This is a genomic window from Stenotrophomonas sp. WZN-1 (assembly GCF_002192255.1).
GTDB lineage: Bacteria > Pseudomonadota > Gammaproteobacteria > Xanthomonadales > Xanthomonadaceae > Stenotrophomonas.
Window position 1 is genome coordinate 3,323,549 of record NZ_CP021768.1, and the last position, 14,487, is coordinate 3,338,035.

Annotated in this window: 9 protein-coding genes; 5 read left to right on the forward strand and 4 right to left on the reverse strand. The window is 66.9% G+C overall.

Features of this window, described 5'->3' with window-relative positions:
* Positions 1-110: 110 nt before the first annotated feature.
* Positions 111-1,106: a YhdH/YhfP family quinone oxidoreductase gene (locus tag CCR98_RS15685; RefSeq protein WP_087923326.1), complete on the forward strand. Its 996-nt coding sequence runs from the start codon at positions 111-113 to the stop codon at positions 1,104-1,106.
* A gap of 88 nt (positions 1,107-1,194) precedes the next feature.
* A complete protein-coding gene (gene pilH, locus CCR98_RS15690) occupies positions 1,195-1,566 on the forward strand; it encodes a twitching motility response regulator PilH (RefSeq protein ID WP_005410644.1) in 372 nt (123 codons plus the stop codon).
* Between the two features lie 79 nt (positions 1,567-1,645).
* Here pilH and CCR98_RS15695 read toward each other — a convergent pair whose 3' ends face one another.
* On the reverse strand, positions 1,646-2,539 hold the full coding sequence (locus CCR98_RS15695) for a DnaJ C-terminal domain-containing protein (protein ID WP_071228113.1): 894 nt from the start codon (positions 2,537-2,539) through the stop codon (positions 1,646-1,648).
* Between the two features lie 261 nt (positions 2,540-2,800).
* On the opposite strand from CCR98_RS15695, the gene CCR98_RS15700 reads away from it, so the two are divergent.
* Positions 2,801-3,283 (forward strand): peroxiredoxin, encoded by a 483-nt coding sequence (locus CCR98_RS15700; RefSeq protein WP_087923327.1) that lies wholly within the window; start codon positions 2,801-2,803, stop codon positions 3,281-3,283.
* A gap of 30 nt (positions 3,284-3,313) precedes the next feature.
* Positions 3,314-3,889 carry a ferritin-like domain-containing protein gene (locus CCR98_RS15705; RefSeq protein WP_087923328.1) on the forward strand — a complete coding sequence of 192 codons (576 nt, stop codon included), beginning with the start codon at positions 3,314-3,316 and terminating at the stop codon, positions 3,887-3,889.
* A 58-nt stretch (positions 3,890-3,947) separates the two neighbouring features.
* Here the strand turns inward: CCR98_RS15705 and pbpC are convergent, their stop codons facing one another.
* Together pbpC and CCR98_RS15715 are read right to left on the reverse strand one after the other, a co-directional pair.
* Positions 3,948-6,329 carry a penicillin-binding protein 1C gene (pbpC, locus tag CCR98_RS15710; RefSeq protein WP_087923329.1) on the reverse strand — a complete coding sequence of 794 codons (2,382 nt, stop codon included), beginning with the start codon at positions 6,327-6,329 and terminating at the stop codon, positions 3,948-3,950.
* 64 nt (positions 6,330-6,393) lie between these two features.
* On the reverse strand, positions 6,394-11,301 hold the full coding sequence (locus CCR98_RS15715; protein WP_087923331.1) for an alpha-2-macroglobulin: 4,908 nt from the start codon (positions 11,299-11,301) through the stop codon (positions 6,394-6,396).
* A gap of 504 nt (positions 11,302-11,805) precedes the next feature.
* Here CCR98_RS15715 and CCR98_RS21110 point away from each other — a divergent pair.
* Positions 11,806-12,828 carry a hypothetical protein gene (locus CCR98_RS21110; RefSeq protein ID WP_152593488.1) on the forward strand — a complete coding sequence of 341 codons (1,023 nt, stop codon included), beginning with the start codon at positions 11,806-11,808 and terminating at the stop codon, positions 12,826-12,828.
* A gap of 195 nt (positions 12,829-13,023) precedes the next feature.
* Here the strand turns inward: CCR98_RS21110 and CCR98_RS15725 are convergent, their stop codons facing one another.
* Positions 13,024-14,484 (reverse strand): bifunctional 2-methylcitrate dehydratase/aconitate hydratase, encoded by a 1,461-nt coding sequence (locus CCR98_RS15725; protein WP_087923333.1) that lies wholly within the window; start codon positions 14,482-14,484, stop codon positions 13,024-13,026.
* Between the last annotated feature and the right edge of the window lie 3 nt (positions 14,485-14,487).

Sequence of the window (14,487 nt, forward strand, 5' to 3'; positions counted from 1 at the left end):
CGGCGCCAGCCGTGAAACCATTACCGATCATACAAGATGGGGCGGATCGGCAGGATCGAAAGGGGGGCGACGGGGTAAGGTGGCGTTTTCCTCGAAGTCAGGCAACGCCGATGGCCCCCACCACCCCGTTCACCGCCTTCCGCATCGAAAACGACGACGCCGGCTACCGTAGCGGCCTGGCCCAGCTCGGTGTCGACGACCTCAACCCCGGCCAGGTGCTGATCCGCGCCCACTGGTCCTCGGTCAACTACAAGGACGCCCTGGCCGGCACCGGCAAAGGCAGGATCCTGCGCCGCTTCCCGCTGGTGGGCGGCATCGACGTGGCCGGCACCGTGGTCGCCAGCACCGATCCGACCTGGCGTGAAGGCGACGCAGTGCTGGCCACCGGCTGCGGCCTCAGCGAGACCCGTGACGGCGGTTACAGCCAGTATGTGCGGCTGGAGTCGCGTGCGGTGATTGCCCAACCGGCCGGGTTGAGCCCGCGCGAGGCAATGGTGCTGGGCACCGCCGGCTTCACGGCGGCGCTGGCCCTGCTGCGCATGCAGGACAACCGCCAAACCCCGGAACTCGGCCCGCTGGCGGTCACCGGCGCCAGCGGCGGCGTCGGTGCGCTGGCGCTGTCGATCTTCAGCCGTGCCGGCTATACCGTGCACGCGATCAGCGGCAAACCCGACCAGACCGATTTCCTGCGCGCCATCGGCGCCAGCGAGGTGCTGCCGCGCGAGGCGCTGTCCGACACCGGTCCGCTGCAGTCGGCGCGCTTCGGCGGAGGCCTGGACAATGCCGGCGGCGGAATGCTGGCCAGTCTGCTGGCGCAGACCGTGCCCTACGGCAGCGTGGTCAGTGCCGGCCTGGCGGCCAGTCCGGCGCTGGACATGACGGTGATGCCCTTCATCCTGCGCGGCGTGTCGCTGCTGGGGGTCTCTTCGGCCAATGCACCGCGTGCACTGCGCGAAGAGGTGTGGTCGCGCCTGGGCGGCGAATGGAAGCCACAGCACCTGGACCGCATCTGTACCGCCGAGGTCGGCCTTGATGGCCTGCCGGCGGTGTTCGAGCGGATGCTGGCCGGTGGCTCGCTGGGCCGCACCGTGGTGCGGATCGACTGAACGTCGCAGGCAGGCGACGGACGGCAGATGCGCCCCTCCCGCCGGTAATGAGCCCGCACTACACTGCGGGCATTACATGGGGAACAACATGGCACGCATTCTGATTGTCGACGACTCACCGTCGCAGCTGTTGGGGATACAGCGCATCGTCGAGAAGCTCGGGCACCAGATCCTGACCGCCACCGATGGCGCCGCCGGGGTCGAAACCGCCAAGGCCGAGCTGCCCGACCTGGTCCTGATGGACGTGGTGATGCCCAACCTCAACGGCTTCCAGGCCACCCGCACCCTCGCCCGCGACGAGGCGACCCGGCATATCCCGGTGATCCTGGTGACCACCAAGGACCAGGACACCGACCGCATGTGGGGCATGCGCCAGGGCGCCAAGGCCTACATCACCAAGCCGTTCTCGGAAGACGAGCTGTCCGAGGTGCTGGAGCGCGTGTTCGCCGGGCAGGGCTGAGACCGCCCTGGTAGGTGCCAACCTTGGTTGGCACGCGTTTGAAACCGCCGGGCATGGCCCGGAGCTACCGCACACGTGGTCAGATTGACTCGCCGAACGCCTTGGCCAGATTCCGGTACGCCTTCTTCTGCGCCTCGTCGGTCGCGGCCGGAGCCACGATCTCGATCTCGACGATCTGGTCGCCCTCCGGATTGCCCGGCAGGCCACGACCGCGCAGGCGCAGCTTGCGACCGGCATCGGAATCGGCCGGGATCTTCAACTCCACCGCACCGCCCAGGGTCGGCACGCTGATGCTGGTACCCAGCGCGGCCTGCCACGGCGTCACCGGCAACGTATAGAGGATGTTGCGGCCATCGACTTCGAACTGCGGGTGTGCGGCGTACTCCACTTCCAGCAGCAGGTTGCCGCCATGGTTGCCCTGCCCGGCCAGGCGGATCACCTGGCCCGGACGGATGCCCTTGGGCACGCGCACGTCCAGCTGCTTGCCATTGACGGTGATGCGCAGGCTGTCGCCGCTGTAGGCCGCTTCCAGCGGTACCGACAGCTTGGCGCGGGTATCGCGGTTGGGCGCATGTCCCTGGCTGCTGAAGCCCGGCCCCGGACCAGCGCCACCACCGCCACGCTGGCGCGCGAACAGGCTTTCGAAGAAGTCGCTGAAGCCGCCGTTGGGGCCACCACCGCCGAACACTTCCTCGAAATTGAAACCACCGGCGCCGCCGTAGTTCGGCGGCACGTTGAACTCCTCGCCCGGGCGATAGCCCTGCGCGCGCAGCTGGTCGTAGGCCGCGCGCTTTTCCGGATCGCGCAGCGCCTCGTAGGCCTCGTTGACCGCCTTGAACTTGTCTTCCGCCCCGGCCTCCTTGCTGACGTCCGGGTGGTACTTGCGTGCCAGCCGGCGGTAGGCGGTCTTGATCTCCGCCTCGCCCGCGCTCGGTTCCACCCCCAGGGTGGCGTAGTAATCCTTGAATTCCATCCAGCTACCTCGATCTGCTTCGGCCGCGCCGGTGGCGCCGCCCCGGGTTCATTCTACGCGCCGGCGATGCTACGCCGCCCCTCGTGCGGCCCCGGTGAGGCCGACTGATCCTGCGCAATGCGGCTGCCATCCCGATGCCCCAGGCTGTGGCTGGAAGCCGGCGCTTCAAAGCCTGAAGATGGGGCCTGCACACCGGTTTTCCAATGTCTTGACGTCCCTGTCCCATCCGGCCCACTAGCCTGCCCCAGCAAGGAGTTCCCCATGACCATCCATGTCGGCGACCGCATTCCGGAAGTGACCCTCAAGCGCATCCGCGAGGGCATCGAAACGCTCGATACGCATTCGCTGTTCGACGCGCGCAAGGTGGTGCTGTTCGCCGTGCCCGGCGCGTTCACCCCGACCTGCTCGGCGCGCCACCTGCCCGGCTACGTCGAGACGTTCCAGGCGTTCCGCCAGCGCGGCATCGACGTCTACTGCATGGCCGTCAACGATCCGTTCGTGATGAAGGCCTGGGCCGCCGACCAGAGCGTGCCCGAGGGCCTGCTGATGCTGTCCGACGGCAATGCCGAACTGACCCGCGCGCTTGGCCTGGAACTCGATGCCAGCGCCTCGGGCATGGGCATCCGCTCGCGGCGCTTCGCGCTCTACGTGGTCGATGGCGTGGTGCGCGCAGCCTGGATCGAGCAGCCGGGCCAGTTCGAGGTGTCTTCGGCCGAGTACGTGCTGGAGCACCTGCCTACCTGATTCCCCCACCGCAAGAGGAAACGGCCAGCCATGTCCAGCAAGCCAGCCAAAACCGCAAAGCCCGCCGCAATGGTGCCCGGCATCAGTGACCGCAAGACCCTGCGCGACCGCGCCCGGCGCAACATCGAAGACGGGGCGATCACCGACAGCTACAGCGCCGACCGCAAGGTGGTGATCAAGCTGCTCAACGACGCACTGGCCACCGAATACGTGTGCGTGCTGCGCTACTACCGGCACTACTTCATGGCCAAGGGCATGCTGGCCGACGCGGTCAAGGCCGAGTTCCTCGAGCATGCGCAGCAGGAACAGGCGCATGCCAGCAAGCTGGCCGAGCGCATCGTCCAGCTTGGCGGCGAGCCGGATCTCAACCCCGACACGCTGACCGCGCGCTCGCATGCCGAATACAAGGAGGGCAGCGACCTGCGCGACATGGTCCGCGAGAACCTGGTGGCCGAACGCATCGCCATCGACAGCTACCGCGAGATGATCAACTTCATCGGCGACCGCGATACCACCACCAAGCGTATCCTCGAAGAGATCCTGGCGCAGGAAGAGGAACACGCCGACGAGTTTGCCGACCTGCTGGATGGATGGATCGGGGAATGAGCTGGCAGATGCCCACCTTGGGGGGGCGCCTTTGCCGCGTGCCAACCAGGGTTGCCACCTACCGGAGGACGTTGAACCGCACCTGCGTCCACGCGCCGTCGGCCGCCAGTGCGGTCAGCGTATGTGCACCCGGTTCGGCGAATTCGCGCTGCATCAACTGCGCACCGTGGGTCTGCGCGATCCAGCGTCCATCCAGCAACCAGTCCACCGCCTGCTCGCTACCCAGCGCGCGCAGCTGCAGGCGTACGCCATGTTCCGAATTCGGCGCGCGCGCCAGGGTAGCGCCATCATTGAGCCCGTCCACATGCAGCGCCACGCTCGCCTCACGCCCATCGTCGCGGCAGTCCGGCGACAGCGCCGGCAGCTGCGAAGCCTCGCGCATGGCCTTGGGCAGCCACGGTGACAACAACGCCGGCCAACGCGCGATCTCTCGCGCGACTTCCTCATGCGGCAAACGGCAATCAGCGGATACACGCAGACCGGTCCGCGCGTCGGCCAGGTAACGCTGCCGCCCCGGCTGCCAGCGCCGCGCTTCGCGCTCGGGGAAGGTCGGCGGCACCGCGCCGTCCAGCAGATAGGCCGACATCCGCCGTTGGCACAGCGCCGCCGGGAGACCCTCGGCGCGTTCGCCGGTGGGCCAGCAGATGTCTTCCTGGCTGACACTGGCCGGCATCGGTGCGGCCGCAGAATCACCACGTTGGCGCGGCAGGCTGTCCACCACCTCGAACATCAGCGGCAGCGCAGTGACCGCGCCGTACTGGCCCGGCAACGGCGTGCCGTCCGGCCGGCCCACCCACACGCCCACGGTGTAGTGGCGGGTACTGCCGATCGCCCACGCATCGCGATAGCCATAGCTGGTGCCGGTCTTCCACGCTACCCGCGGACGGCCACCGACATCGAAGGTGCCGACGCTGTAGCCCGGGCGCGGGTTCGATTCCAGCATCTCGCGCACGATCCAATTGGCGCCCGGCGAGGCAAGTCGCCGCTCGATCATCGGCTCGTCGTTGGTGTAACGCACACGGCCGGCGATGCCGTTGCGGTTGAGCGCGGCGAAGGCGCCAACCAGATCCTCCAACCGCGCGCCGGTACCGCCCAGGATCAGCGACAGGTTGGGCGTGCTGCCGGGTGGGAAGCGCAGCTGGATGCCAGCGTGCGACAGGCGAGCAGCGAAGCGCGCCGCGCCCACCCGCTGCAGCAGGTCCACCGAGGGCACGTTGAGCGACAGCCGCAATGCGCTGGAGGCACCAATCGGCCCATTGAAGGCCATGTCGAAGTTGCCGGGGCGGTAGCTGCCGAAACTCTGCGGCGCATCGACCAGCAGGCTTTCCGAATGGATCAGGCCATCGTCCAGCGCCATCGCATACAGGAACGGCTTGAGCGTGGAGCCCGGCGAACGCCAGGCCTGCACCATGTCCACGTGGCCCAGCCGCTGGCGGTCACCGAACGCCAAGGTGCCAACATAGGCACGCGCCTGCAGGGTCTGGTTGTCGACCACCAGCAAGGCGGCCGAGGTGCGCTCGGGCAGCGTCGAGAAATAGCTGGCCACGCGTTCTTCCAGCGTGCGTTGCAGGCCGATGTCGATGCTGCTCTGGATGCGTGCCTGGCCGGGGTACGCCGAATGCAGTCGCTGCGCCAGCAGTGCGGCATGCAGTGGCGGCCGCAGCGAGCGCGCCACCACATTCTCGATGCGCGCGTCCTCCACCTCCTCCGGTGTCCACGCGCCCAGTTCGGCCATGCGTGACAGCACCTTGTCACGCGCCTTCTGCGCCGCTTCCGGGTGACGATCCGGGCGCAGCCGGCTCGGCGCCTGTGGCAGCACCGCCAGCAACGCGGCTTCGGCATGCGACAGCTGCGCCGCCGGCTTGCCCAGATAGGCCCAGCTGGCCGCTTCCACGCCCTCGATGGTGCCGCCGTAGGGCGCGCGCTCCAGATACAGGGCCAGGATCTGCTGCTTGCTCAGGTGCACTTCCAGCTGCACCGCGCGCAGCATCTGCTTGAGCTTGCCCCAGGGCGTGCGCGTATGCGGATCGAGGATGCGGGCGACCTGCATGGTCAGGGTCGAGCCACCGGACACAATGCGGCCGCCGCGCAGCAGCTGGCCGCTGGCACGCAGGATCGCCAGCGGGTTGATGCCCGGATGGCGCCAGAACCAGCGGTCCTCGTAGGTCAGCAGCGCCTGCAGGTACAGCGGCGAGACGCTGTCGATCGATGCCGGATAGCGCCACACGCCCTCGGCATCGGCAAACGCGCGCAATGGCGTGCCGTCGGCAGCCACCACCAGGGTGCTGGTATCGCGCTGCTTCGGCAGCGGCGGCGGGAAGGCGAAATCCAGCACCAGCAGCAGCGCCAGCGTGGCGGCCGTGCCCCAGCGCAGCCACGGCCACAGCGGCCGCAGCCGGCGGCGCAGGGCCGCCAGCCGGGTCGTCATCGTGTTGTTCATTGCGGCGTGCCGGATTGGAGCTTGCCAGCAGGACGGGCCGCGCCGTCGCGGCCCGTCCGCGCGGTCACGGCTGTACCACCGTGATCGTGGTCGGGTTGCTGCGGCCGACGCCGCGCAGCTGCGGCCGGTACATGTCCTCCACCAGCGGCGGCGGCACCGAGTAGGTCCCCGGCGTCACCGCGCGCACCAGGTAGAACACGTTGGCCTTGCTGCCACGCGAGAGCTTCAGCGCGGCCACGTAACGGTCGTCGCGGAACTCCTCGTGCTTGGTATCGGCGGCTTCACCACGATCGCTGATGGTGATGCCATCGACCACCACGTCGGCCCACTGCTTGGCATCGCCCAGGTTGAAGTTCTCGATCTCCAGGCCCGCCGGCAGCAGGTCGGTCAGCAGTGCATCGGGCATCGTGGTGTCGGCGGTGACGGTGACGCGCACGATCAGTGCTTCGCCCTCCTTCAGTGGGCGCGGCGACCACGGCTTGCCATCGGTGCCGTAGTAGCTGCGCTCGACGCCCAGCACGCTGTTGTCCGGCGCCGGTGCGCTGCGCGGAATGCCGGCCACGTCGATGCTGGCGAACATCGGCGGCTGCCCCTGCGGGGTGAAACGCACGCCGCTGGCCAGCTCGCTGGCGCTGAAGTTGCGGCCGAACAGCTTGCGCTCGCCGATGGCTTCGGTGTTGCCACCGATCACCAGCTCACCGGCCACCAGCGCCTTCTGGTTGGCAGCAAGCGCCTTGCCGAGGCGGGCAATCGCCACCTGTTCCTGCGTGCTCAGCCACATCCAGCCGGCACTGCGGCGGGCATCCAGGCCACGGCCGAGATCCACCGCACGCGCGTCCCACGCCGGCTTGGCCAGCTTGTTTTCGTGGGTCAGCGCGATCATCAGCGCGTCATCACGGATCGCACTGCCGTAGTCGCCGAAGTACGAGGGGCGTTCGCTGCTGGACTTGGCGAAGGCCGCCGCCAACGCGGCCTGGCCACGCTTGGCATCGCCCTGCAACGACAGCGCCACGCCCAGGTGGACCAACGACAGGCCGCCGACCGCCTTGCTGCGCTCGTTGTCGTACAGCGTGCGCAGGGTACCCAGCGGCGCACGGTTGACCCGGGCCAGCACGTAGCCCGAATACGCCTGGTTGGCGAACTTCAGCTTCTCGCGGTCGTCCTGGCCGTAGAACTGGTTGCCGCCGGAAAGCAGATCCTCGCTGAGACGGTTGAGCGCCTTCTGCAGCACGTTGTCGGGCACCGCGAAACCGGCGTCCTTGGCATCGAGCAGGAACTCGGTGATGTACGGGGTCAGCCACGGGTTCACGTAGCCGTCGTCACCCCACATCGAGAAGTTGCCATTGGCCACCTGCATCGACGCCAGGCGACCGAACGCACCTTCCATGCGTTCGCGACGGGTCTTGGCATCCAGGCCGTCGGCACCGAGCATCGACGACGTCGCCTGGTCCAGGATCAGCGCGGCGTAGCCCTTGCTGGTGGTCTGCTCGGCACAGCCGTACGGGTAGTTCAGCGCGCCCTGCAGCGCACTGGCGAACGGGATCGGCGGCAGCGGGCTGACCAGCAGGCGGGCATTCACCGACTCGGACATCAGGCCATCGGTCAGGCTGTTGTCGAGACTGACCGCGGCCAGCGGATCAAGCGTGCGCACCTGCGAACGCAGCACCTGCGGCCACGCCGCACGCACCGGCAGGTCGTAGCGGCGGTCGGCCTTGAAGCCGTTGCCATCCACCCGCACGCGCACCTTGGCCACGCTGTGGCCCTCGCGCGCCGACAACGGGAAGCTCAGCGTGGTCTTGGCATCGGCATTCAACTGCACGCTGCGGCTGCCCTCGCCCAGGTTCAACGGGCCTTCGCTCTCTACCTTCACGTTGAACTGGCCCGGCTTGCCGGTGAAGTTCTGCACGTCCAGTGTCACCGTGCTGCGGTCGCCCGGGGCCAGCACGCGCGGCATGCTGGCTTCGGCCAGGATCGGCGCGCGCACAATGGTTTCCACGTCGCGCTTGCCGTACTGGTCATCGCTGTAGACCAGCGCCGACACGCGCAGGGTGCCGTTGAAGTCCGGCACCTTCAGGCGGATGCGGGCATTGCCCTTGGCATCGAGCTGCACCGGGCCGGAGAACAGGTCCACGGTCTGCACGCGTGCCGTTGGGCGCTTGGCCTGCGGCAATGCCTGCAGCGCCATGTCGCCACCGAACTTCAGCTTGCCGCTGCCACCATCGAAGCTTTCGATCACGCGGCTGTAGATGTCATAGGCATCGATGCCGAGGCGACGCTGGGCGAAGAAGTGCGCGCCAGCGTCGGGCACCGGGAAACGGGTGATGTTGAGGATGCCCACGTCCACCGCCGAGACGGTCACGTGCGCGGTCTTGCCGGCCAGCTGCGGCGCGCTGACCGTCACCGGCAGGTCCTGTTCCGGCCGCATCTGCTTGGGTGCGACCAGGCCGACGGCCACGGTGCGGCCCTTGCGGTCCATCGGCACATGCACCACGCCCACGGCACGGGCCGGGGTGATCTTGCTCGGCGCACTGCCGCCGCGGAACACCAGCGCGGTGATGTAGACATCGTGGCGTTCCCAGTCGGCGGTGACCGGAATCTTGAAGGTCGAACCCGGCTTGGCCTCGATGTCCTGCACGTACAGCATGCGATCGGTCTCGACCATCAGGATGCCCTTGCCGGCATGCGGCGGGGTCACCGTCACTTCCAGGGTGTCACCGGCTTTGTAGCCGGTCTTGTCCAGGCCCAGCTTGACCTTGTCCGGACGTGCATCCAGGCCACGGTTGTCATCGCCCCAGCTCCAGCCGGCGCGGAACGGGTAGCGGCTGGTCAGGCCGGTGGACGGATCGAACACGTCCACCCGGTACTCGCCCCACTCCACCGGGAAATCGAAGGCGACCGCGCTGCTGCCGGCATCGACGGTGCGGGTTTCCTTGTTCTCGAAACGGCGGGTGAAATCGTAATCCCAGCGATTGTCGTTGAAGGTCCAGTGGTAGTCGCGCAGTTCGCGCACCAGGGTGATCTTCAGGCCCTTGGCTGGCTGCGGCGCACCGGCAGCATCCACACGCATCAGCTCGAAGCGCGCGTTGCCGTTGGAATCGGCACCATCGTCAGGGTTGAACAACGGGCGTACACCGACCAGCGCGTTGGCCGGCCACATCACCCGCTTCAGGGTACGGGTGACCGTGCGGCCACCGGTTTCATACAGGCTGCCGGACAGCACCACGGCGATCGGTGCCTTGGCCTTGGCCGCCTCTTCCGGCAACGCCACGTCCTCACGCAGCTGGCCATTGGCCGGCAGCGTGGTATCGATCACGTCCTTGGCCTCGCGCGGCAGCTGCAGGGTCGGGTCACCGAAGAAATAGCCCGGCAGGCCGTCCACCGGCTTCTGCTCGGCGGCCACCGCCATGCGCGCGGTGAAGCGGTTGCCATCGGCCGGCGCCCCATACAGATAGGCGCCATTGGCCTGCAGGCGCAGGTCCTCACCCGGCTTCAGCGTCTTCTGCGCGCTGTCCAGGTCAAGCTTCATGCGCTCGGGCAGGAACTCTTCGATGCGCAGGGTCATGCCTTGGATCGCTTCCTTGCTGGCAGGGTCGGTGCGGAACTCGACCTGCCAGCGCCCGGTCGGCGCCTCGGCGGGGATGACCTGCTCGAAATTGATGTAGCCCTGGTCACCCGGCTGCAGCCGGGTCTCGCGGAAGGTCTTGCCATCGGGCTGCTTCAGGCGCAGGAACACCGGCTGAGCCTTGACCGGCTTGCCGTCGTTGTCGCGCAGCAGCGCGGACAGGCGCACGGTTTCGCCCGGCCGGTACAGGTCGCGCCCGGACCAGGCATAGACGTCGAACCAGGCATTGTCACGGCCGGCCACGGCGAATTCGCTCAGGTCCAGCGCCGGCTGGTTGAACGGCAGGAAGCTGGTGTCCTTGCCACTGCTGGCGACCAGCACGTGGGTGGCATCCAGAGTGTAGTTCAGCAGCGCATTGCCATTGCCGTCGGTGCTGCCCTTCATTACCACCTCGCCCTTGGCGTCGAGCACGCGCAGGTCGATGCCCTTCAGCGGCGCACCGTCCTTGAGGCCGGCGGTGTGCACGAACAGCTTGTCCTTGTAGGCGCGGGTATGCAGGCCGATGTCGCTGACCGAGAAGAACGCGGTATCGAACTCGCCTTCGTAGTCACCGGTGCGCTTGAGCAGGGCGAAGTACAGGCCCGGCTCCTGCAGCTCCTTGATGTCCTGGGTCGGCAGGTAGGTCAGCACCCGCTCGTTCTTCTTGCCGCCGAGGATGAAGCGGTTGACGTAGACCGGCTCGGCCAGCTTGTTGATCGGGCTGCGCTCGTAGTCGCTGCTCAGCTCCCAGCTGCCGCGGCGGCCGCCGCGCTGGTACTGGCTGAAGAAGGTCGGCAGGTCCTTCTCGCGCACGCGCAGGAACTCGACGTCGACCTCGGGCACGTTCACCGACACCACCGGCAGGCCGCGGCTGTCCTTGGCCGGCAGCACGCTGCCCTGCGAGGCGAAGCCCACCACCGGCTTCAGCTCGCCGCTGAACACCTTCTGCTTCAGTTCCTTGCCCAGCCGGCTGCCATCGGCGGCCAGCAGGTCGGGCGAGACCACCAGGCTGAACTCCTTGCCGGCCTCGACGAACGGATAGCGCAGGGTCAGGCCGTCATCGGACAGCGTCCAGCTGCTGTCGTCGGTGCCGACCTTCTCCTCGAAGCGCACCAGCTTGTCGAAATCCTGGGTGCCGACCAGTGGGCGCGAGAACTCCAGCGCGAGCGACAGGCCGTCATTCTTCTGGTCCGGGTAGGCGCGCAGCAGGGTGAACTCCTTCACCTGCTCGGCCTTGGTGGTGATGGCTTCACCACTGGCCTTGGGCAGCTGCCCGCTGTCATTGCGGCAGCCGGCCAGGCCCAGCAACAGGCCTCCTGCCAGTATCGCCGCCGCCCATCCCCACCGCTTCCGCCGTGCCGGACCGCTCATGTCGTCACTCCTTGATCGAGGCGGCCATTATAGGCAGGCCGCGTCAAGGTGTTGGCGCGAATCCGGCAATTGCCCGGGGCGGGTAGTGCCGGCCGCTGGCCGGCAGGACCGGTAGCCGCCAACCTCGGTTGGCGATAGCCGTGGCAACCAAGGTTGGCACCTACCCAAGCGCCCCTCCCCCGCCGCGCCAGGCACAGGCCGATGCCGGCAACCTGTCTGGCTTGGGATCGGGCGCCCCTCCCAATCGTGGCCCGCAACGTCCCGGCGGAGAGAAGGCCGAAGTCGCCCCAAAGTGACGGGTTCAACCCTCGATTGAGCGACTTCCCAATCGGCCTTCAGTCGCCGCTGTAGCATCGGCATCAGGCCTTCTGAACAGCAGTGAACATTGCAATGACACGAGTACGCATGATTCAGGATCCAGCGACCGGTAAGGTCTGGGGTACGCGATGTGACCGAGGTACTGTCGAAGTCACCTCCGGAAGCCCCGGGAAGCTGAAGTCACAGTTGAAAGACTTCCCGAGTCCCGACGAGGCACTGAAATGGGCCATCAAACAGGAGTGGTCGCGGCTGAAAAAGGGCTTCGTACTCGTGAACCCTGCTGCTGCCGCAGGCGAACCCTGCATGCATCGTTACATTGGCGGGGGGTACACGGGAGCCCTGATGATTGCGGGTTGCAATGGGAAGCTGGCGACCAATCAGCACCAGGACGAAGACACGCATGGTGCGGCAACCGACATGTTGCTGCTCATTGGTGAAGACGCTGAGATCATCCATGGTTGGCGATCAAGCAAAACGGACCTTGCCTGGTCGGCACTACCTACGGATGACCGGACAGGATTCCTGATTCGATTCGACTCTGGAATCTACCTTTGGACTTCAGATGGCAGTCCTCCCCAGCGGATCAGCGATGCATCCGTACTGTCATCGCCCTTCCTGACAAGGTCCAACGGGCATGCCGCATGGCATGACGGTGAGCAGGTAACGGTAATGAGACTCGACGATGGAAGGCACATCATGCAGCTGGCGCGCTCCCCTGCGATGGTTGGCGGGCATTCCGAGCAGATGATGGGCACGCTCTCAGCGGATGCCACGATGCTTGCCTGCTGTGCCAATCCCGGTGAGATCGAGTACATCGATGTCGCCCAGGCCAAGACCGTGCGCCGACATCAGGCTGATTTTGAAATGATCGTCAAGATGGAGTGGAGCGCGGATGGACGCTGGTTGTTGGCCTTGGAAGAGTATGGACGGTGGCGCCTGCTGTGCCTGGACGCGGCAACAGGCGAATCCCGCCCCGGGTGGCCGGAGTTCACTGATATGACACGAACTGACTTTGCACTGGACTGCGATAGCAAGCGATTGGCCGTCATGCACCGCGGTCATATTGCACTTTATGACTTTGCAGACATGAGGGAAATTCGACGCTTTCCCGTCGATCATGTGGTCCGTACCGCGCATATTGCATGGACGGGAGACAATGCCATTTCGGTACGCACCGACTATGGATGCCTTTCCACATATGCGATCTGATCCGGCTTAGTCGATCGCTATCGCGGGATTACACTATCTCTGAGGAACCTCTGCAGACTGCAGCGTGGACCAAAGCATCCCGGTAGATGCCAACCCTGGTTGGCGTCGGCCGTGCCAACCAAGGTTGGCACCTACCAAAGCAGGTGCAGCCACGTGCCCAGCAAGCAGGCGCAGCGCCATATCCGGCGAAGCCCCCTACCCCGGCAGGTACAGGTCCACGTAGTCGGTCACCGGCATTGCCGCCAGCGCCACCGGGTCCAGCGATGCGGCCAGGATGCGTTGCTGCTGGGCGGTCGGGAAGCGGTGGGCCAGGTGCCGGCGGAACTTGTCCATCAGCAAGGGGATTCCCTCCTCGCGGCGACGGGCGTGGCCAAGTGGATATTCCACCAGCACCTCCGGCAGTTCGCTGCCATCGCTGAAGCGGACGCTCAGGCCATTGGCGATACTGCGCTTGTCCGGGTCCAGATAGTCGGCACTGAGCTGCGGATCCTCATGGCAGGCCATCTTCGCACGCAGTGCGTCGATGCGTGGATCCGCCGCCACGTCGTCCTCATAGTCCTCGGCCACCAGCCGCCCATGCAGCAGCGCGATGGCGACCATGTACTGCACGCAGTGGTCGCGGTCGGCCGGGTTGTGCAGCGGCCCCTGCTTGTCGATGATGCGGATGCAGGCTTCCTGGGTCCGGATCGCGATATGCGCGATGTCCTCGACCCGCCGCCCCATCGCACGCAGCTGCTGGTGCAGCACGATCGCTGCCTCCACTGCGGTCTGCCCGTGGAACTCGGCCGGGTAGCTGATCTTGAACAGCACGTTCTCCATCACGTAGCTGCCCAGCGGTCGCCCCAGCGTCAACCTCTGGCCATGCATGGACACCGCCTCGAAACCCCAGGTCGGCGCGCTCAGCACGCTGGGGTAGCCCATCTCGCCGCTGGCCGCCATCAGCGCCAGGCGCACGCCACGGCTGGTGGCGTCGCCGGCCGCCCAGCTCTTGCGCGAACCGGTGTTGGGCGCATGCCGGTAGGTTCGCAGCGCCTGGCCATCGACCCAGGCCAGCGACAGCGCATTGAGCATGCGTTCGCGATCCAGCCCGAGCAGCTGCGCCACCACCGCGGTGGTGGCCACCTTGACCAGCACCACGTGGTCCAGCCCAACCCGGTTGAAGGAATTCTGCAGGGCCAGCACGCCCTGGATCTCGTGTGCCTTGATCATCGCCAGCAGCACGTCATGCAGGGTCGGCGCCGGGCGATGCAGGGCCTGCGCGTTGCGCCCCAGCCAATCGCAGACAGACAGGATGCCGCCCAGGTTGTCCGACGGGTGGCCCCATTCGGCGGCCAGCCAGGTGTCGTTGAAATCCAGCCAGCGCACCATCGCGCCCAGGTTGAAGGCCGCCTGCACCGGGTCCAGCACGTAGTGCGTACCCGGCACGCGCGCACCGTTGACCACGCTGATGCCCGGCACCAGTGGACCGAGCAGCTTGCTGCAGGCCGGGAAGGACAGCGCTTCCAAACCGCAGCCCAGCGTGTCGAGCAGGCAATGGTGCGCGGTCTGGAAAGCAAGCGGTGAGTCGATGCGCGCGTCGCGCACGTAGTCGACGATGTCCACCAGCAGCGCATCCCACGCTGCACGCTCGTTGGAGGGGGTGTGGCTGTCGGACATCGT

Coding starts and splice junctions, on each gene's coding strand:
- CCR98_RS15685 (WP_087923326.1), top strand. CDS start 111: ATGGCCCCCACCACCCCGTTCACCGCCTTCCGCATCGAAAACGACGAC.
- pilH (WP_005410644.1), top strand. CDS start 1,195: ATGGCACGCATTCTGATTGTCGACGACTCACCGTCGCAGCTGTTGGGG.
- CCR98_RS15695 (WP_071228113.1), bottom strand. CDS start 2,539: ATGGAATTCAAGGATTACTACGCCACCCTGGGGGTGGAACCGAGCGCG.
- CCR98_RS15700 (WP_087923327.1), top strand. CDS start 2,801: ATGACCATCCATGTCGGCGACCGCATTCCGGAAGTGACCCTCAAGCGC.
- CCR98_RS15705 (WP_087923328.1), top strand. CDS start 3,314: ATGTCCAGCAAGCCAGCCAAAACCGCAAAGCCCGCCGCAATGGTGCCC.
- pbpC (WP_087923329.1), bottom strand. CDS start 6,329: ATGAACAACACGATGACGACCCGGCTGGCGGCCCTGCGCCGCCGGCTG.
- CCR98_RS15715 (WP_087923331.1), bottom strand. CDS start 11,301: ATGAGCGGTCCGGCACGGCGGAAGCGGTGGGGATGGGCGGCGGCGATA.
- CCR98_RS15725 (WP_087923333.1), bottom strand. CDS start 14,484: ATGTCCGACAGCCACACCCCCTCCAACGAGCGTGCAGCGTGGGATGCG.